General features: G+C 39.1%; 18 protein-coding genes. 15 read left to right on the top strand and 3 right to left on the bottom strand.

Annotation, left to right across the window (positions count from 1 at the left end; genetic code table 11):
* Positions 1-65 precede the first annotated feature (65 nt).
* From manA to galU, 6 genes are all read left to right on the top strand, one after another.
* Positions 66-1,073 (top strand): mannose-6-phosphate isomerase, class I, encoded by a 1,008-nt coding sequence (manA, locus tag ACFX4G_RS12215; protein WP_377574969.1) that lies wholly within the window; start codon positions 66-68, stop codon positions 1,071-1,073.
* A complete protein-coding gene (locus ACFX4G_RS12210) occupies positions 1,033-2,781 on the top strand; it encodes a phospho-sugar mutase (RefSeq protein ID WP_377574966.1) in 1,749 nt (582 codons plus the stop codon). Before manA ends, ACFX4G_RS12210 begins: the two co-directional genes overlap by 41 nt.
* A 120-nt stretch (positions 2,782-2,901) precedes the next feature.
* Positions 2,902-3,660, top strand: a complete 759-nt coding sequence (locus ACFX4G_RS12205; RefSeq protein WP_377574963.1) for a YveK family protein — start codon at positions 2,902-2,904, stop codon at positions 3,658-3,660.
* A 19-nt stretch (positions 3,661-3,679) separates the two neighbouring features.
* A complete protein-coding gene (locus tag ACFX4G_RS12200; protein ID WP_377575433.1) occupies positions 3,680-4,354 on the top strand; it encodes a CpsD/CapB family tyrosine-protein kinase in 675 nt (224 codons plus the stop codon).
* A 216-nt stretch (positions 4,355-4,570) separates the two neighbouring features.
* Positions 4,571-5,338 carry a tyrosine-protein phosphatase gene (locus ACFX4G_RS12195; protein ID WP_377574960.1) on the top strand — a complete coding sequence of 256 codons (768 nt, stop codon included), beginning with the start codon at positions 4,571-4,573 and terminating at the stop codon, positions 5,336-5,338.
* 46 nt (positions 5,339-5,384) lie between these two features.
* Entirely contained in the window at positions 5,385-6,266 is an 882-nt protein-coding gene (gene galU, locus ACFX4G_RS12190) for a UTP--glucose-1-phosphate uridylyltransferase GalU (protein ID WP_029325012.1), read from the top strand.
* A gap of 51 nt (positions 6,267-6,317) precedes the next feature.
* On the opposite strand, the gene tagU is transcribed toward galU, so the two are convergent.
* Complete coding sequence (tagU, locus tag ACFX4G_RS12185; protein WP_078081563.1) at positions 6,318-7,268, bottom strand: polyisoprenyl-teichoic acid--peptidoglycan teichoic acid transferase TagU; 951 nt, start codon at positions 7,266-7,268, stop codon at positions 6,318-6,320.
* A gap of 196 nt (positions 7,269-7,464) precedes the next feature.
* Here tagU and ACFX4G_RS12180 point away from each other — a divergent pair, with 196 nt between their 5' ends.
* The 5 genes from ACFX4G_RS12180 (at position 7,465) to ACFX4G_RS12160 (ending at position 13,728) form a co-directional block, all read left to right on the top strand.
* Entirely contained in the window at positions 7,465-8,253 is a 789-nt protein-coding gene (locus ACFX4G_RS12180; RefSeq protein ID WP_029325014.1) for an SGNH/GDSL hydrolase family protein, read from the top strand.
* A gap of 229 nt (positions 8,254-8,482) precedes the next feature.
* Positions 8,483-9,235, top strand: a complete 753-nt coding sequence (locus ACFX4G_RS12175; protein ID WP_377574954.1) for a tyrosine-protein phosphatase — start codon at positions 8,483-8,485, stop codon at positions 9,233-9,235.
* A 279-nt stretch (positions 9,236-9,514) separates the two neighbouring features.
* Complete coding sequence (locus tag ACFX4G_RS12170) at positions 9,515-10,282, top strand: tyrosine-protein phosphatase (RefSeq protein ID WP_377574951.1); 768 nt, start codon at positions 9,515-9,517, stop codon at positions 10,280-10,282.
* A gap of 100 nt (positions 10,283-10,382) precedes the next feature.
* On the top strand, positions 10,383-12,104 hold the full coding sequence (locus ACFX4G_RS12165; RefSeq protein ID WP_064471433.1) for a pyruvate oxidase: 1,722 nt from the start codon (positions 10,383-10,385) through the stop codon (positions 12,102-12,104).
* 43 nt (positions 12,105-12,147) lie between these two features.
* Complete coding sequence (locus ACFX4G_RS12160; protein ID WP_377574946.1) at positions 12,148-13,728, top strand: FMN-binding glutamate synthase family protein; 1,581 nt, start codon at positions 12,148-12,150, stop codon at positions 13,726-13,728.
* Between the two features lie 24 nt (positions 13,729-13,752).
* Here the strand turns inward: ACFX4G_RS12160 and ACFX4G_RS12155 are convergent, their stop codons facing one another.
* Entirely contained in the window at positions 13,753-14,379 is a 627-nt protein-coding gene (locus ACFX4G_RS12155) for a GntR family transcriptional regulator (RefSeq protein WP_075422293.1), read from the bottom strand.
* 293 nt (positions 14,380-14,672) lie between these two features.
* Here ACFX4G_RS12155 and garR point away from each other — a divergent pair, with 293 nt between their 5' ends.
* The 4 genes from garR (at position 14,673) to ACFX4G_RS12135 (ending at position 19,096) form a co-directional block, all read left to right on the top strand.
* The gene (gene garR, locus ACFX4G_RS12150; RefSeq protein ID WP_098287366.1) at positions 14,673-15,575 is read left to right on the top strand and encodes a 2-hydroxy-3-oxopropionate reductase; all 903 of its coding nucleotides are present in this window, start codon (positions 14,673-14,675) and stop codon (positions 15,573-15,575) included.
* Positions 15,572-17,011, top strand: a complete 1,440-nt coding sequence (locus tag ACFX4G_RS12145) for a four-carbon acid sugar kinase family protein (protein ID WP_377574941.1) — start codon at positions 15,572-15,574, stop codon at positions 17,009-17,011. The genes garR and ACFX4G_RS12145 overlap by 4 nt, the downstream gene beginning before the upstream one ends.
* 106 nt (positions 17,012-17,117) lie before the next feature.
* Positions 17,118-18,476 carry a GntT/GntP/DsdX family permease gene (locus tag ACFX4G_RS12140; RefSeq protein ID WP_034271198.1) on the top strand — a complete coding sequence of 453 codons (1,359 nt, stop codon included), beginning with the start codon at positions 17,118-17,120 and terminating at the stop codon, positions 18,474-18,476.
* A 140-nt stretch (positions 18,477-18,616) separates the two neighbouring features.
* The gene (locus ACFX4G_RS12135) at positions 18,617-19,096 is read left to right on the top strand and encodes a competence protein ComK (RefSeq protein ID WP_162213795.1); all 480 of its coding nucleotides are present in this window, start codon (positions 18,617-18,619) and stop codon (positions 19,094-19,096) included.
* Positions 19,097-19,194: 98 nt separating this feature from the next.
* Here the strand turns inward: ACFX4G_RS12135 and ACFX4G_RS12130 are convergent, their stop codons facing one another.
* Positions 19,195-19,686: a sigma-70 family RNA polymerase sigma factor gene (locus tag ACFX4G_RS12130; protein ID WP_377574937.1), complete on the bottom strand. Its 492-nt coding sequence runs from the start codon at positions 19,684-19,686 to the stop codon at positions 19,195-19,197.
* Between the last annotated feature and the right edge of the window lie 99 nt (positions 19,687-19,785).

Raw genomic sequence — 19,785 nt, 5'->3', positions numbered from 1 at the left:
TTATTCCTACTCTTTTTGATTTTATGACTGGTTTATTATGTAATTTTAGAGGAGATGTACAAAAGTTGAAACAGCCTATTTTTCTAAAACCACTATTTCAAGAGCGTATTTGGGGAGGAGAAAAACTGAATAATACTTATGGATACCAGATTCCTTCATCACAAACAGGTGAATGTTGGGCGATTTCTGCTCATCCAAATGGTCAAAGCGTTGTGGCATCAGGTTATTTAGCAGAAAAAACCTTAGGAGAGCTATGGGAAAAACAGCCAGAACTGTTTGGACACTTTGATAGTGATCGTTTTCCACTCTTAACTAAGATTTTAGACGCAAATGATGACCTATCGGTACAGGTTCATCCAAATGATGAATATGCAGGTGAATTTGAGAACGGAGAGCTTGGCAAAACCGAATGCTGGTACATTATTGATTGTGATGAAAATGCAGAGATGATTTACGGTCATCATGCTCAATCCAAAAAAGAGTTTATTCAATTAATTGAAGAAGGAAATTGGAATGGCTTATTGCAAAGAGTAAAAATTAAGCCCGGTGACTTCTTCTATGTACCTAGTGGAACTTTACATGCTTTATGTAAAGGTACACTTGTACTAGAAACGCAGCAAAGCTCTGACACTACATATCGCGTCTATGATTATAATCGTCCGGGACAAGACGGGCAGCCTCGGGAGCTTCATTTAAATAAAGCAATTGAAGTAACGACTGTTCCTCATACTGCAGCAAAAGTAGAGCCAGCAGTCGCGCAAACTTCTGGAGGCAGTATTACAACGTTTGTTGAGGAAGATTATTTTACCGTATACAAGTGGGATATTAAAAATTCTTTGTCACTAACCCAAGAAGCGTATTTTACATTAGCGAGTGTTATCAGTGGTGAAGGTGAAATAATTTCTGAAGATACGGAATACTCAATTAAGTCAGGAGATCACTTCATTATTCCAAACCAAATGCAGTCTTTCACCATTAGAGGTAATGTTCAATTAATAGCGTCACATCCAAATAGTAAAGGAGGTCGTCAACGTGACATGGAAAGCACAGCTAGACAAGTGGCTAACGTTTGATGATTTAAACACAGAATTAAAAGATGAATTACTAACAGTGAAAGAAAACTCAAAAAAAGCAGAAGATGCTTTCTATAAAAATTTAGAGTTTGGAACAGGTGGAATGCGAGGAGAGCTTGGTCCTGGGACGAATCGTTTGAACATCTATATGGTTCGTAAGGCAACAGAAGGGTTAGCGTCTTATATAGAAGAAAATGGGGAAGAAGCTAAAAAGCGTGGAGTTGTTGTGGCATATGATTCTCGCCATAAATCCCCTGAATTTGCACTAGAAGTAGCAAAAGTATTAGGACAACATGGTATTAGGACATATATTTTTAATGAATTGCGCCCAACGCCTGAGTTATCTTTTGCTGTTCGTTATTTAGCTGCTTTTGCTGGCATTGTCATTACAGCAAGCCATAATCCTCCTGAATATAATGGATACAAAGTGTATGGAGAAGATGGTGGACAGCTTCCTCCAGCTGCTGCTGACACTATTATTTCATATGTGAACGCAGTGGAAAATGAGTTAACGATTCCTGTTCAAGAAGAGCAGGAACTTCTTCAGAACGATTTATTAACTTACATCGGCGAAGAAGTAGATGCTGCTTATAATGAACAACTGCAGACAATCCAGTTAAATCGTGAAATTGTTGAAGAAGTAGGGAAAGACTTAAAAATTGTCTTTACACCTTTACACGGCACAGCTAATAAACCTGTTCGTGATGGGTTAAAAGCATTTGGTTTTACGAATGTGACAGTTGTAAAAGAGCAAGAGCTTCCCGATGCTAATTTTTCAACGGTAACATCACCTAATCCGGAAGAACATGAGGCTTTTGAATTAGCTATCGAGTATGGCAAAGAAATTGATGCTGATATTCTTATGGGAACAGATCCTGATGCAGATCGATTGGGTGTAGCTGTAAAGAACGAAAAAGGTGAATATGTAGTACTTACAGGAAATCAGATGGGAGCTTTAATGCTTCATTATTTATTAAAACAAAAGAAACAACAAGGTATCTTACCGACAAATGGAATTGTCGTAAAAACCATTGTGACATCTGAAATTGGTCGTACTATCGCTTCGAGTTTTGGTTTACCGACGATTGATACATTGACAGGGTTTAAATTTATTGGAGAAAAAATTAACGAATTTGAACAAACAAAAAAATATCAATTTCAATTCGGATATGAAGAAAGCTATGGTTATTTAATTGGAGATTTTGTGCGTGATAAAGATGCTGTTCAGTCAGCAGTTTTTGCAGCTGAAGTTGCAGCATATTATAAAGCACAAGGGAAATCATTATACGAAGGTTTAGTAGAAATTTTTGAAACGTATGGCTTTTATAAAGAATCGCTGAAGTCACTAACATTAAAAGGAAAAGATGGCTCAGAACAGATTGCTAGTATTTTAACTGAGTTTCGTCTTAACCCTCCAACACAAGTTGCGGGTTTAAGAGTAGCTACTGTTGAGGATTACCTTATTAGTGAAAGAACAAACATGTTCGATCAAAATGTTGAAGCCATTCAGCTACCAAAGTCAAATGTACTTAAATACCATTTAGAAGATGGCTCTTGGTTTACAATTCGCCCTTCCGGAACGGAGCCAAAGGCAAAATTCTATTTTGGTGTAAAGAAAGATTCATTAAACGAAAGTGAAAAGTCTCTAAGAATATTAGAAGAAAAAGTAATGGAAAGTGTAAACAATCTTTTATCGACACCGATATAAAAAAAACAAGTAGTAAAATAATGACTATATTGACGAAAGCATATAGTAATTGTATATTTTGTCAAGTATAATGAAAAGTATGTCTATGTTACTACAAGCTATTACGTTCGGAGGTCAATCATGGAAGAAACAATTAGTTTGCGAGACTTGTTTCAAGTATTGCGTAAGCGTTTATGGCTTATTGCATTAATAGCAATTATCGCAGCAACCATTAGTGCAGTTATTAGCTTTTTTGTATTAACACCCGTATATCAAACAAGTACACAGATTCTTGTAAATCAGGCTAAGTCAGAGCAGCAGTTGTATAATGCGGGGGCTGTGCAAACGAATGTTCAATTAATTAGCACGTACAATGATATTATCAAAAGTCCTGCTATTTTAGATACAGTTATTGAGGAGCTAAAATTAGATGGCTCAGCTAAATCTTTAAGTGGACAAATCCAAGTAACTAGCGCTGAAAATTCGCAGGTTGCTCTAATTACTGTTCAAGACACAAATGCGAAGCGAGCAACAGAGATTGCTAATACGACAGCATCTGTTTTTCAACAAAAAGTGCCTAAGATTATGAATATGAATATTGATAATGTTAGTATTCTATCCAAGGCGGATCTTGCAGCAAGTAAAAGCCCTGTCAAACCCCAGCCTGTCTTAAATATTGCAATTGCCTTGGTGGTAGGTTTAATGGTAGGTATCGGATTATCGTTCTTATTAGAGTACTTAGATAATACCGTTAAAACAGAGCAAGATATTGAAAATATTCTGGAGCTTCCAGTAATGGGCGTCATTACAAATATTAAGGATGTACCTAAAGCAACAAACGTACAGCGTCCTGATGTAAAAGCTCGCGTACCGCAAAGAGGTGAGACATTTGGCTCGTAAAGAAAACAAAAATGACAAGATGCTGACATTGAAGCGGCGACTTCTTGCACATAACAGTCCAAAAGATCCGGTTGCTGAACAGTATCGTACAATTCGTACGAATATTCAATTTTCAGGTGTAGATCAAGATATTAAGTCTCTGCTTTTAACTTCAAGTGGGACAGCTGAAGGGAAATCAACAACAGCTTCAAATTTAGCATCTGTTTATGCTCAGCAGGGCTTAAAGGTATTGTTAGTTGATGCAGATTTACGCAAGCCGACGGCTCATTACACATTCCGTTTAGAAAACCACAGTGGTCTTACAAACGTTCTAACCAGACAGTCTAGTTTGGGACAAGCGGTTCAGGGGACAGAAGTTAGTGATTTGTATGTTTTAACAAGTGGCCCTGTTCCACCAAATCCGTCTGAGCTTCTTGCCTCTTCTCAAATGGAAGAGCTGTTGAAAGAAATGAAGCAGCAGTTTGATATGATTATTTTTGATACGCCTCCTATTTTGGCAGTTGCGGACGCTCAAATTTTAGCTAATCAAGTAGATGCTTCTATTTTAGTAGTAAGCAGTGGGAAAACAGAAAAAGAAGCGGCTGTAAAAGCAAAAGAATTGCTAGTTCATGCAAAGTCAAAGCTGCTTGGCGCAGTGTTAAATAACCGTAAAGCAGACAGTGGAAACTACTATTATTATTATGGAAGTAACTAATTTTTTAAGTGAATTTTAGATTTTGCTTAGCCTATATGCAATAAGACCTCGGAACGTAATCGTTTCGAGGTCTTATTTATATATGAATCTAGCATATAGTTTTTTATGAATATGAAGAATTTAACAAAAAACACATAGAAATAAAGAAAAAAATATGCTACTATAACACTACTTTAATTAGGTCTTAAGGTAGGGTATTGGAAAGGAGGATCATAGATGATTGATTTGCATTGTCACATTCTATCGGGTATAGATGATGGCGCCTTAAATGAAGAAATTAGTTTAAAAATGGCCCAAAAAGCCGTTTCAGAAGGTATTCATACAATCGTAGCTACACCTCATCATCAGAATGGTCGCTATCTTAACGAGAAAAAAGATATCGTACAATATGTTCAGAAATTAAATGAACTATTGAAGCAGGAAAAGATTCCATTAACGATTTTACCTGGACAGGAAATACGGCTTTACGGTGAAATCCTTGATGATTATCAAGCAGATAAAATTTTGACGCTTAACGATACGGGGAAATATTTATTTATAGAATTTCCATCAAGTCAGGTGCCGCACTATGCAGAGCAATTGTTGTTTGATATTCAATCAAAAGGGCTGATTCCAATTATTGTGCATCCCGAAAGGAATAGCCGTTTGCTCGCAGAGCCTGACCTTTTGTATAAATTTATTACTAACGGAGCGCTTGCTCAAGTAACAGCTGGAAGCGTGACGGGGCGTTTTGGGAAAAAAATTAAAAAGTTTTCTCATCAGCTAATTCAATCAAATCTCGTACACTTTGTATCCTCTGATGCTCATAACCTTGAAGGCCGCTCGTTTTATATGAGGGAAGCTTTAGAAGCTATAGAAAGTGAGCATGGACAGGATACAGTATATACGTTTCTAGAAAATGCTCAGTATGTGATACAGGGTCAAATGTGCTACAAAGAGCCTCCGGAGATTATTAAAAAGAAAAAGTTTTTAGGCATTTTTTAAAGTGATTTATTCATATTAAACTACGTATTTAAAAGGAGAAATGAACATGCAAAAAGTTAAAAAGGCCATTATTCCAGCAGCAGGATTAGGAACTCGTTTTTTACCAGCAACAAAAGCAATGCCAAAAGAGATGCTTCCAATCGTCGATAAGCCAACGATTCAATATATTATTGAAGAGGCAATTGAATCAGGCATTGAAGATATTATTATTGTAACAGGTAAAGGCAAACGTGCGATTGAAGATCATTTTGACAATGCACCTGAGCTAGAGCAAAACTTAGCTGAAAAAGGAAAGTTTGAACTGCTAGAGAAAGTTCGTCAGTCTTCAAACGTAGAAATTCACTACATTCGCCAAAAAGATCCAAAAGGGTTAGGGCACGCAGTGTGGTGTGCGCGTAACTTTATTGGCAACGAGCCTTTCGCGGTATTGCTAGGAGATGATATTGTACAAGCAGAAACGCCTGGATTACGTCAGTTAATGGATGAATACGAACAAACATTATCATCTGTTATTGGTGTTCAAACTGTTGCTGATAATGAAACGCACCGCTATGGTATTGTTGACCCAACTTCAAGTAAGGGCCGCCGTTACCAGGTTAATTCGTTTGTTGAAAAACCAGCACCAGGAACGGCCCCTTCTAATCTCGCTATTATGGGACGCTATGTATTTACACCGGAAATCTTTAAGTTCTTAGAAGAGCAAGAAGTAGGAGCAGGCGGCGAAATTCAGTTAACAGATGCGATTCAAAAGCTAAATGAAATTCAGCGCGTATTTGCCTATGATTTTGAAGGAAAGCGTTATGATGTAGGAGAAAAGTTAGGCTTTATTCAAACATCTTTGGAATTTGCTCTTCAACACGAAGATTTACGTGAAAATCTCCTTGTATTTATGGAAGAATTGTTAAAACAAGAGAAAGTACGCGTATAACATTCATTTTCAATAAAAAAAGTGATGAAGTTTTCTTCATCACTTTTTTTATTAGTTAATATTTAAATGCTGTTTTAATTTGCTAGAAAGAGCTTGGCGAGTAGCATCTGATACTGCATAGTAGTAAATGCCATTGATTTTTTCACCTTTTCCATCGACTTGAAGCTGTTCCACGTTATGACGTGCATCCTTGTAGTTAGACTGAATTTGTTTCATGTCATCAAATGTAAGGTTTGTTCTAACGTTTGTTCCAATTGTATCTAGAATTGTGCCGTAGTTAGCAAGAGATTGAACGCTTGCTCCTTCTTCAATAACTCCTTCAATAATTTGACGCTGACGCATTTGACGTCCAAAGTCTCCTCGAGGATCTTGTTTACGCATACGTGAATAAGCAAGGGCCTCTTTTCCATCAAGCGTAAGGTTTCCTTTTTTAAAGCTGTATCCGTCATAATCAAAGTTCAGGTCGTTGTTAACTGTAACTCCTCCCACTGCATCTACGATGTCTTTAAAGCTTTCCATGTTAACCTGTACGTAATAATCTACGGGCACGTCTAAGAATTTCTCCACCGTATTAACAGCCATATCTACGCCTCCAAATGCATAGGCGTGGTTAATTTTGTCCGTGGTGCCTTTTCCTACAATTTCTGTACGCGTATCACGAGGGATACTAACCATTTTCATTGATTGATCTTTTGGATTTACGGTCATTAAGATTAACGAATCTGAACGGCCGCGATCTCCAGCGCGCTGATCTACTCCTAGAAGCAGGATGGAGATCGGATCACGCTTACTAAATGACACTTTTTCTGAGCGTTTCTCTGAAACATCACGGTTTAACGGCTCATGGGTTTGTGTAAAAGTCTTTTCAACTGAATGCCAAATGCTGTAGGCATAAGCACCTACACCGAGAATTAGTACTAAAATAATGGCCATAGTAATTTTTAAAGCGCGTTTTTTCTTTGGCTTTCTTCTTTTACGTCGTCGAGTTTGAGGCTCTGTCATAATCGGTTTCTCTTCCTTTGCTTAATATATTGATAAAATAAATGAATTACTTATGTACTTCATTAATTCTTATCTGTTTTTTATACATAACAGTAAGCCTATAAAAATATGACATATTGACTTATTTTTATCCACTTATTCTCAAATTATATTATAATAAAAGCAAAAAAGAAAGATATAGTAGAGGAGACAATTTATGAAAATATGGGTCAATATTCTAGCTTTGGTTGTGCTTGTAGCATCTTTAGTAGCAGGTAAAATATATTGGAATCACCAAGCTTCTGAGCAATCGGCGGTAAGGCCAATCAAGATAGAAAATTCTAGTTATGCAGAAGGTGAAGAAGCTTCGTGGAAACAGTATACGCAAAACCTTCCGAAATCGGTGATAGCAAAAATAGAGCAAGCAGAAAAAACGAAAAAACCTATGAAGCTAGTGATTGTAGCCTCTGCTCCTAAAGAGAAGGTACAGAAAACCTGGGGAACTTTACTGAAGGAAAACCTGAAAAGCACTTACGGTGAAGATTTAATGGATACACAAGTATATGAATATACAGACATGACGACGTTGAAATTTATAAACAACGGGACTTATAAACAAATTTTGGATGAAAAGCCAGACGTTTTATTATTTGAGCCGTTCCTATTAAATGATAACGGAGTAGTAGGTATCGATAATACGCTAGAAAATATTAACGTCATTATAAGCCGTTTAAAAAATCAGAACAGTGAGCTAGTTACGATTCTACAGCCATCCGCACCAGTATATAAGGCAGAAAACTACCCAAATGACGTAAAGGCACTAGAGAAATTTTCTAAAGAAAACGGATATGAATATCTTAATCATTGGACAGCTTGGCCTGACTATCGTTCCAAAGATATTTTAACGTTTTTAGCGGAAACGCCTGGCCAACCTAATGACGGTGGAGAAAAACGATGGGCTAAGTATTTGGAAACGTATTTTACCAATACACCATCAGAATTATAAGAATAAGCAGATTGCCCCTCTCGGTTAATCTGCTTATTTTTTATAGGTATAATGAACTAAAAATGACGATATTATGCATTTTAAGACGAAAATATAGCTTTTAAGACTTCAAACATGCACATAAGAAGGTGTCTTCCTGTATATGGAAAAGTTCATTCGTTCCTTATGTTATAATATAATTTATGGAATATTACCCATGAATTGAGACATAGAAAGAGGAGACAAACAAATGATTGACTTACATACATACATTTTGCCGGAGATGGAAAATGGACCTAAGAGCCACGATGAACTTTTGCAGATGGCAGATGCATTAGTGAAGCAAGGAATAACAAAAGTGGTTGCGACGCCTAAATATGAAGGACCTGCTTCAAGCTGCACATCAGCGGTAGAGTTTGCAAATGAATACCTGCGAAAAGCTTCTATTTCACTAACCATTTTACCTGGACAAAAAGTAACTGCCACCAATCATATGACTTTGTTTAATCAAGATTTCTATAAGATGACTATAAATGAAAATGAAAAGTATATGTTTTTGGAGATTCCGCAAGATATGGAAATTGAAGTAGTAGAAAATATTGCATATGAGCTGCAGTTAAAGGGAGTCGTGCCGGTTTTAAATGAGCCTGAACGCCATCCGTTATTTATAGATAATCCTACAAACTTGTACAAGCTCGTAAAAAATGGAGCAGTCGTTCAGCTGTCTGCACAAAGTGTGCTGGGCGGCAACGGGAGTAAAGCTAAAAAAGCCGCTTATCAGTTCATTGATCACGGATTAGCACACGTTATTGCATCTGGCGTGAATCGTGAAAATTACCAGCAGTACGGCCTGCAAAAAGCTTATTCTGCCGTGTCCAAAAAATACGGCAACAGTAAGCTCTATCATTTCATGGAAAATGCTGAAGCCATTGCGAGTGGGAAGGCTGTTTATAAACAAGAGCCTGAACGCATCAAAAAAACAAAATTCCTAGGAATCTTTTAAACTTTCCCTTTGTACCCTGATTAACTTCTGTTTAATCAGGGTATTTGCATACAAAGACCTATTTAAATCCCTTCTTTTATCATCATTATTTGGAGTTATTTTACAAATTTTGTTTGCGTTTTCACAAAGAGTAATAGTAAAATATTGTTAGTTAAGTAGATGACAGGAAAGTACGCGGTTTTCCGGGGTTCGTGGTGGTAAATGTCGAGAAGAATACATAGTTTCGTATTTAAAATCGTCGTAGAATAGAGCTATACAAAACGCAGGGAGGGAAATAAAGTGATTGATATTCATACGTACATATTGCCTAATATCGATAGCGGACCTGAGGAAGTAGACGGCTTTTTGAAGATGGCACGCTCCTTAGCGGATCAAGGCGTTCAGTCCGTTGTGGCTACGCCGCTTTATGATAGCGATCAAGAGTTTATGAAACACCATTTATTTCTCTATGTGAACGCAGCTAATGAATGGCTTACAAATTCATATATTCCTCTTCAAGTATTACCAGGTCAGCTTGTCCCTTTATCACCTCAGCTTCTGCGAAACTATGAGCGGAATCAGCTTCTTACACTTAATCACACCGATAAATATTTGTTTCTTTCACTGCCTGAATACGATATCTCACCTTATTTTGAAAAGATACTGTCTGATCTTCTAACAAAAGGCATTGTGCCTATTCTTCGTTCACCAGAATGTCATCCAATTTTCCGAGATCATCCCGAGCGTTTGTATGAGCTTGTTAAAAAAGGCGTACTCGTTCAGCTAAGCGCGGCTAGTATTCTTGGTTTAAATGGAAAAAAAGAAAGAAAAGCGGCGTGTACATTTATTAAATACCGCTTAGCCCACGTGATTGCCTCTGGCGTTCATGCTCGCAATTACCACGACTATTCACTTTCAAAAGCGTATGATTACATTTCCGATATGTACGGTGCTTCAGAACTTTATTTTTTTATTGAAAATGCAGAAGCGATTATCGATGGTCGTCCGGTGCATCAATTAGACCCTGAGCCGATGAAAAAATTTAGTTTATTTAAATTATTTAGCTGAAAACAAGGGACTTTTCCATAAAAACGGGAAAGTCCCTTGTTTTGTCTTTCTTTCATTGTGGTATGGAATAGAAACAAAGTTAAAGAAAGGAAGGCTGAATATGATAAAAACTACAGCTGGAAAAGCAGCTATGTCCGTGTTAAAAGAATGGAATATCGATCACATTTTCGGTATGCCGGGAGATTCAATCAATCATTTTATGGACAACTTGCGCAGTGAAAAAGATGAAATTGAATTTATTCAAGTCCGTCACGAGGAAGTAGGTGCACTGGCGGCATCTTCTTACGCTAAGATCACAGGCAAAATCGGCGTATGTCTGTCGATTGGAGGGCCGGGTGCAATTCATTTGTTAAACGGCTTATACGATGCCAAAGCAGACGGTGCACCGGTGCTAGTGCTAGCCGGACAGGTGCCTCGTGCGAAGCTTGGCAATGAATCGTTTCAAGAAGTGAACTTAGAACGGGTTTTTGACGATGTGTCGGTATTTAATCACCGAGTGGACTCACCTGAATCGTTTCCGCATCTGCTTCAGCAAGCGATTCGAACGGCTTACGCTAAAAAAGGCGTCGCCGTATTAGTTATTCCAGATGATATTCCGTCTTCAACGATTAAAATTGATGAAAAAACGCCAATTGCTAATGTATCAAAATCCATTTCTCACAGTGACCCTGAAGATGTAGCCAAGGCACTTTTAGCCATTAAATACGCAAAAAAACCGGTTATTTTAGCAGGAACAGGCGCAAAGCACGCCAAGCTTGAGTTAGCACAGTTTGCAGAAAAAATTGCGGCGCCGATTATCTTTACGCTTCCGGGTAAAGGAATACTGCCTGATCATCATCCTTATAACCTAGGGCAGCTCGGGCAAATTGGGACAAAGCCGGCGTATGAAGCAATGGAAGAAACCGACTTATTGATTATGGTGGGCACGTCGTTTCCGTACCGTGAGTTTTTACCAGACGGCGTTGAAGCGATTCAGCTGGACTCTGACGCCACACAAATTGGCAGACGCTATCCTGTATCGATTGGATTAGTCGGAGACTCTAAAACGACGCTTTCGCAGCTTGCGCATAATTTAGATTACCAAGAAAACCGCCGTTTCTTAGAAGAGTGTCAAGTCAATATGGAAAACTGGTGGAAACACGTAGAAAAAGAAGAAAATGAAGTGAGTACGCCAATCAAGCCGCAGCAAGTCATTCCTAAGCTTCAAAAAATCGTTGATGATGATGCGATTGTATCTGTTGATGTCGGGAACGTGACGGTGTGGATGGCGAGACATTTCCGCATGACGAATCAAAAATTTGTCATTTCAAGCTGGCTGGCAACGATGGGCTGCGGACTTCCGGCTGCGATTGCAGGAAAGCTTGCCCATCCTGAAAAACAATCGGTAGCCGTATGCGGTGACGGAGGCTTTACGATGGTCATGCAAGATTTTGTGACGGCTGTGAAGTACAAGCTGCCGATCGTTGTAGTCGTCCTTAATAACAGTGAAATCGGCATGATTAAATACGAACAAGCCATTCAAGGCCACTTGGATTATCAAACGCAGCTTGGTGAAATGAACTTTGCGAAGTTCGCTGAATCATGCGGAGGGATTGGCTATCGTGTTGAAAAATACGAGGAGTTGGAAACCGCTTTTGAAAAAGCAGCGCTTGCGACTGTTCCTGTTGTGATTGATGTGGTTGTCGCGGATGAACCGCCGCTTCCAGGCAAAATTTCATTTGGACAAGCAGCCAATTATTCGAAGCACATCATGAAAAAGTTTTTCAAAGAACACGAGCTTGAAATGCCGCCGCTTCGTAAAGGACTAAGCAGAATGCTTTAATCAGTGACTCTCCGTACAGGAGAGTCTTTTTAGGAGGGATATTATGGGAGTGTTTGAAATCATTTTACTTATTTTTGGCGGGGTAATGATGCTTGTGATTATAGTGCCGGTTATTATCGCTATTATTCTTTGGATGAAAGATGAAAAACAAGAAGAGCATTCGGTTTTGAGAAACTATCCGCTGCTCGGGAAGATGCGCTATATTTTTGAGAAAATGGGGCCTGAACTGCGTCAGTATTTATTTTTAAATAATAACGAAGGCAAGCCGTTTTCTAGAAATCAATATGAACAAACCGTTAAGTCAGGTAAATACCTTAACCGAATGATGGGGTTTGGCTCAGAGCGTGATTTTAACGAACCGGGCTATTATATTCGAAACGCGGTGTTTCCAAAGCAGCGCGATGAAATGAAAGCGGATAATACGACAAAAATTAAAACAAAAGTATATAAAATGGACGCCGATAACTTATTCAGCCGAAGAGAGCACCGCGAAGTAAAAGAAGCGGATCCATTTTATTTGCGAGATGAAGATGCGGTCGTTATAGGTCCTTCATGCAAAAAGCCGTTTGTTGTAAAAGGATTAATCGGTCAATCAGGCATGAGCTTTGGTGCGCTTGGTGACCATGCGATTACCGCTTTATCCCTAGGGTTAGGACGAGCAGGCGGCACGTGGATGAACACGGGAGAAGGCGGACTGTCACCGTATCATTTAAAAGGAAACGTTGATATTATTTTTCAAATTGGTCCAGGGCTTTTTGGCGTTCGGACAAAAGAAGGCGAATTTTCATGGGAAGAATTTAAAAAGAAAAGTGAAATGGAACAAATCAAAGCGTTTGAAATCAAGCTCGCCCAAGGAGCTAAAACGCGAGGCGGTCACGTAGATGGTTCAAAAGTAACGGAAGAAATCGCTGAAATCCGCAACTTGAAGCCAGGAGAATCGGTAGACAGCCCAAACCGTTTTAAAGAGTTTGCGTCATATCCTGAAATGTTTCAGTTTATTGAAAAACTTCGAGATGTAGGCGGCAAGCCAGTAGGCATTAAAATGGTTGTCGGAAACACAAACGATCTTGAAGAAATGGCGGCGTATATGAAAGAGACGGGAAGCGGTCCTGACTTTATTACGATTGACGGAGCAGAAGGAGGAACAGGGGCATCGTTTCAAGAATTAGCAGACGGAGCGGGCGTACCTCTGTTTTCAGGACTTCCTTTTGTGGATGAACTGCTTAAAAAGTATGGCGTTCGTGATGAAGTGAAGCTTTTTGCATCGGGCAAGCTGTTAACAGCTGATAAAGTTGCAACGGCTTTATCGCTGGGTGCCGACTGCGTTAATATTGCCAGAGGCTTTATGTTTTCTGTTGGCTGTATTCAAGCGCAGGTTTGTCACAATAACCGTTGTCCAGTAGGCGTAGCTACAACAGATCCAAAGCTGCAAAAAGCGCTTATTATTGAAGAAAAATCATACCGCGTGTGCAACTACGTGCTGTCACTTCGTGAAGGATTGTTTAATTTAGCCGCAGCAGCCGGTATTGATTCGCCAACGAAGTTTTCAAGGAAACACGTGGTGTTCAAAAACAGCAGCGGACAGTTAGCTGACATTTCTACAAAGGAAAAGATGTACGTATAAAAAAGCTGCCGATTGGCAGCTTTTTTATTGTCTTCTCTGAAGCAAGTGCAGGCAAAACTCTAAGTCTTTTTGAAGATGCTCTTGCATTAACGCTTCGGCTTTTTCAGCATTGCGTTCTTTAATAGCTTTATAAATGTCTTCGTGTTCGTCAATTAAAAACGGGCGGTTGTAAAACACCACGGTATGACGGAATAAGTAAATGATGGACTGCATGCGGTCGATGATATTAATCATTACGTCATTGTTGCTTGCGTTCACAATAATAGCGTGAAAACGTTCATTCGCGCTCATAATTTCTTCAAACGAGCCGTTTCTTCCGATGTCTACGCATTCCTTTAATTCTTCTAATTCGTTATCAGACAAAAAAGTCGCGGCAGCTTTAGAAGCTGAGCCTTCTAGCAGCATTCGCACTTCAAACAAGTTGCGTAAGTCTTTTTCTGTCGGCGACACCACTTTTTTTCGAACGATCAGTCCCTCATATTCTAACCGCCTGATGGAATCACGAATCGGCGTTCGGCTAAATCCAAGCTCGCTCGCTAATTTTTCTTCGACGATTTTTGTACCGCCTTCAAGCTCACCATTTAAAATTTTATCTCGAATCATCTCATAAGAAGGATGATGAGACGAACGAGAACCTTGATTTCTTAACATACTCTACTTCACCTCTAGCATTCGACACGAGGAAATCTCGTCTCTTTCTCTCTTTATTTTTGATCATTTTGTACGCGTATACCCAAATCATACTATAACTTGTGAAAAGGTGGGACGGAAAGTTTCGCTTTTAGAAATAATTTCTATTTGAAAAAAGCCTAGACAAATAAATAAAATGCGAATATGATGAGTGTATACAAAATTATCAGAAATGTATACAAAAAATATTTTAACGTATACATTATTTTTTAAAATGTATTTGAAAACGTATACAACAAGGGGAGGAAACGAAAATGACAAAACGCGTTGGATTTATTGGACTTGGAATTATGGGAAAACCGATGACACTCAATTTATTAAAAGCAGGTTTTGAGGTAACGGTTTACGATATTAATAAAGCAGCAGTAGAAGAAGTAAAAGCAGCAGGAGGATTTGGAGCAGAAAGCCTTGCTGAAGTTGCAGTGAACAGCGACGTGATGATCACGATGCTTCCGGCTTCACATCATGTAAAAAGCGTGGTTCTTGGAGAAGAAGGGTTAATTCATAGCACAAAAGAAGGAAGCGTTATCATTGATATGAGTTCAATTTCGCCTGTAGCATCAAAAGAAATTGCGGCTGAACTTGCACAAAAAGGAATTCACATGCTAGACGCTCCGGTTAGCGGAGGAGAGCCAAAAGCAATTGACGGCACGCTTGCGATTATGGTCGGAGGAAATGAACACATCTTTGAAAGCGTTTCACCTATCCTTCATGCGATGGGAACGGAAGTAACGCTTGTTGGAGACAATGGAAGCGGCGTAACGGCTAAGCTTGCAAATCAAGTCATTGTGAACTTAAACATCGCAGCGATGTCTGAAGCACTTGTATTAGCAGCCAAAGCAGGCATTGACGTTGAAAAAATGTATCAAGCGATTCGCGGCGGATTAGCAGGAAGCGCTGTATTAGATGCAAAAGTACCGCTTATTTTAGACCGCAACTTCGTAGCAGGCGGACGCATTGATATTAACTTAAAAGATATGACAAACGTGATGGAAACGGCTCATGACATTGGCGTACCGCTTCCGCTTTCAAGTCAGCTTGTGGAAATTTTCCATGCGTTAAAAGTAGACGGAAAAGCAAGCGATGATCATGGCGGAATTGTACAGTACTATGAAAAATTAGCAAACGTTGAAGTGAAAAAGAAGGTGGAAGCATGATTAAACAACATGAAAAACGTCTTGTAAGCGATGTGTTTAAAGACATTCCAGCGGTTGATGAAGCACTTGTACAGAAAATGCTAGACGCAGAGCTTCTGACGTTTAATCAAAAAATCATTGTGCTAGATGATGATCCAACGGGTGTTCAAACCGTTAACGGCATTTCGGTCTATACAGACTGGAGCAAAGACAGCATCAAGCAAGGGTTTTTAGAAGAAAATTCAATGTTTTTTATTCTAACAAATTCACGTGGATTTACCGCTTCTGAAACGGAAAAAGCCCACGCGGACATTGCCGCTGTTATTACAGAAGTAGCGGCTGAAGTAGATAAAGAGTTTTTAATTATCAGCAGAGGTGATTCGACTCTTCGCGGTCACTATCCGCTAGAAACAGAAGTGTTAAAGAAAACGGTTGAACAGCATTCCAATCAAGTGCTTGACGGCGAAGTTATCTTTCCTTTCTTTAAAGAAGGCGGACGATTCACAGTTGATAACATTCACTACGTGCAAGATGAAGACTACTTAGTGCCGGCAGGAGAAACGGAGTTTGCAAAAGACCGTACGTTTGGCTACAGTAAGTCTCATTTAGGCGAGTGGGTAGAAGAAAAGTCAGAAGGGAAATTTAAAGCAAGTCATACGACATATATTTCGCTCGGGAGCATTCGTGCACTTGATTTAGTGACGATTACAAATCAGTTAATGGAAGTGAAAGACTTTAACAAAGTGATCGTGAACGCAGTGGATTATGTAGACGTGAAAGTTGTGACGATTGCGCTTCTTCGCGCGATGAAGCTTGGAAAGCACTTTATGTATCGCAGCGCTGCGGCTCTAACAAAAGTGATGGGCGGCGTGAGCGACAAAGATCTTTTAACAAAAGAAGAGCTCATTAAAGAAAAGTCGTCAAACGGCGGATTAATTATGGTTGGTTCGCATGTTAAAAAAACGACAGAGCAGTTAGAAGAATTGAAGAAATGCAGCTTCATTGAATTTATTGAATTTGACTGTCATCTTGTCTTAGAACCTGAAAAGTTTGAAGAAGAAGTGAATCGTATTATCAATGAAGCAGAGCAGCTTATTTCACAAGGTCAAACGGTAGCTGTGTATACAAGACGCGAGCGCTTAGATCTTGGCGAAGGCAAAAAAGAAGAAGAGCTTAAATTATCGGTAAAAATTTCAGATGCGGTTACAAGCATTGTTCGCCGCTTAAACGTTCGTCCAAACTTTATCGTTGCAAAAGGCGGCATTACGTCAAGTGATATTGGCGTAAACGGCTTATCCGTAAAGCGTGCGACGGTTGCTGGACAAATCAAGCCGGGCATTCCGGTATGGGTAACGGGAGAAGAAAGTAAGTTTCCGGGCATTGCGTACATCATTTTCCCTGGAAATGTCGGAGCCAAAACAACGCTTCGTGAAACGGTTGAATTACTAAGTAAATAGGAAGAAGTGAACGTACAAGGTGCGTTCACTTTAGAAATTATTTGAAAGCGTATACATTATTTGGATGTACGTACATGAAAAATGGTCACACTAAGGGGATGAACATATGAATTCAGTATTCGGATTAAGTCATGAAGCAAGTCTTTTGCTGTATGCGATTGTATCGATTGTTGGACTTATCTTTTTAATTGCCAAATTTAAAACAAATCCGTTCGTAGCGCTAATTCTCGCGGCTTTGTTTATGGGTCTTATTTCAGGAATGAAGCTGCCTGATATCGTAACGGCTTTTCAAGAAGGAGTAGCGAGCGTCTTAGGATTTATCGCGATTGTTCTTGGTCTTGGAACGATGTTAGGTAAAATGATGGCAGAGTCAGGCGGAGCCGAGCGTATTGCCCGCACGTTAATTAAAGTATTCGGTGAAAAGAACGTACACTGGGCAATGATGGTTGTAGCCGTTATTTGCGGTATCCCGGTCTTTTTCCAAGTTGGTGTTGTGTTATTAATTCCGCTTGTGTTTGTAATTGCCAAGCATACGGGTACGTCACTTATTAAAATCGGTTTATCATTAATTGCCGGTTTAGCCGTTGTTCACAGTTTGGTACCTCCGCATCCGGCAGCGATGCTAGCGGTGGATATCTTTAAAGCAGATTTAGGTAAAACAATTTTGTATTCATTAGTTGTGGCATTTCCAGCTGCAGCCGTAGCGGGTCCTATTTATGGATCGTTCATTTCACGCCGTGTTCACGTAGAGCCAACGGGTGAAATCATGGAGCAGTTCACAGAGTCGAAGCATAAAGATCTTCCTGGCTTCGGAATTACGTTATTCACGATTTTACTACCGGTCCTATTAATGCTTTTAGCAACGATCACTGGGTTCGTTTATCCAGAAACAAGTACGATTCGCTACGTAACAAACTTTATCGGAAGTCCAATCGTAGCGCTGTTAATTTCGCTAGTATTTGCTTTCTATTCGTTCGGTTTTGCAAGAGGATACAACAAAGATGATTTATTAAAATTCACAAATGAATGTCTTGGACCGGTTGCTTCGATTATTTTAATCATCGGTGCAGGAGGCGGTTTTAATAAAATTTTAACAGCAAGCGGTGTAGGTGACGCGATTGCAGGATTTGCTCAAGATGCACATCTTTCTCCTATCGTGCTAGCGTTTGTGATTGCAGGGTTAATTCGTGCAGCAGTTGGTTCAGCAACAGTAGCAATGACAACAGCAGCAGGTATTGTAGCACCAATTGCAGCAACCATGCCAAACGTAAGCCCAGAGCTATTGGTGCTAGCAACAGGCGCGGGTTCTGTAATGTTATCACACGTAAATGATTCTGGCTTCTGGTTAATTAAAGAATTCTTCAATATGTCAGTGGCTCAAACGTTAAAAACGTGGACAGTGATGGAAACGATTCTATCATTTGCAGCGTTTGCAATGGTTCTTATTTTAGACATTTTTATTTAAAAGAAAAGCGCTGGCTTCAGCGCTTTTGTTCTTATCTACAATGAAATACAAAAAAATTTCAAATAATGAGAAAAAAATACTAGATTTTCCTTATTTCGATAGTATAGAATAGTGATAAAGTAGCAAAAGGGGGTAGATGTATGACAAATAATGAAAATTATCGAATTAGTTTGACAACAAAAGCACTGGTTCCCGTGAATGATCCTATTTACCGCACGAAGGTGCTAGATGAAACAGGAGAATATATGATAAGCAAGACATGTAAACAACTATTAGAAGAAGCATGTATTCGAGAATTAAGTACGTTCAAAGGTTCCATCGCTGCCGTTCGAAAAATGTTTCCGTACAAACAGCTTACGCCTCTTGTCATTAGTCGTTCACAAGCCATTATTGCGTTTCCTACATCTTCGCCCAATGACTACAGCTGCGCTTGGATTTTTTCCTCTCATGTTCATACTTCACATACGCTTGCTTCAGTTAGTTCAAATTCTACGGTTATTTACTTCAAAGACGACACGTTCATTACTGTCAAACTTTCCTATTACAGTTTAGAAAAAAAGTTAGCGAGAGCAGCAGTTATTCGAAACTATTGCTTAGAAAGTCAGCTTTTTTTTTCTTAATCTGTTCGTTTTATCAAACGAACTTGTTTACATAAGGTCAATATTTTGGTCCCGGTGTGTTGAGAGGAAGCTTAAACAAGCTTCCCCTATCTTACTTTTTATTCTTGAAGAAGCAGGACCTTTAGTTTTTTACGGGCTGTCTTTCCCCAGTTCTTAACGGCTCCTGTTGATACGTGATATTTGTATGCAATTTCTTTATAAGAATATCCTTCAAGCAAGTATTCTATTACATAGATTTTTTCTCTAGGGGTGAGATGTTCGATATATTGGTTAATTGTATCAGCTTCTAACGGAATAATAGGAGCAGGGTCTTCATTTAACGCAAGTAAATCATATTCAGCAGGAGTTTCTCGTTCTTCACGCAATGCATTTCCTTTTAAATAGGAAAGGATAGTACCGCGCACGGTTGTGTAAGCATAAGCGGAAAAAGAACCCTTGCTTTCATCAAATTTTTGGTAAGCTCTCCACAAACCAATTAAAGCAACTTGATAATATTCATCGAAGTCTTTGTAAATATGAAATCTTTTAATCATCGACACAATTAATGGATGAAAGGATGAAGCGATTTGATCAAATGAGCTTTTTTGCATATAGCATTCCTTTTTCAAAAACGCGTTTTTGCTGTATTCCGCCGGTATCTCTACTGTATAAGGGACAGGTCATATACGCGAATGAGCGTACATTATGTT

Origin of the sequence: Priestia sp. YIM B13486 (genome assembly GCF_042787865.1) — a bacterium.
Taxonomy (GTDB): Bacteria; Bacillota; Bacilli; order Bacillales; family Bacillaceae_H; genus Priestia; species Priestia megaterium.
Note: the sequence above shows the minus strand (reverse complement) of the source record. Positions and strands in the feature narration are given on the sequence as shown.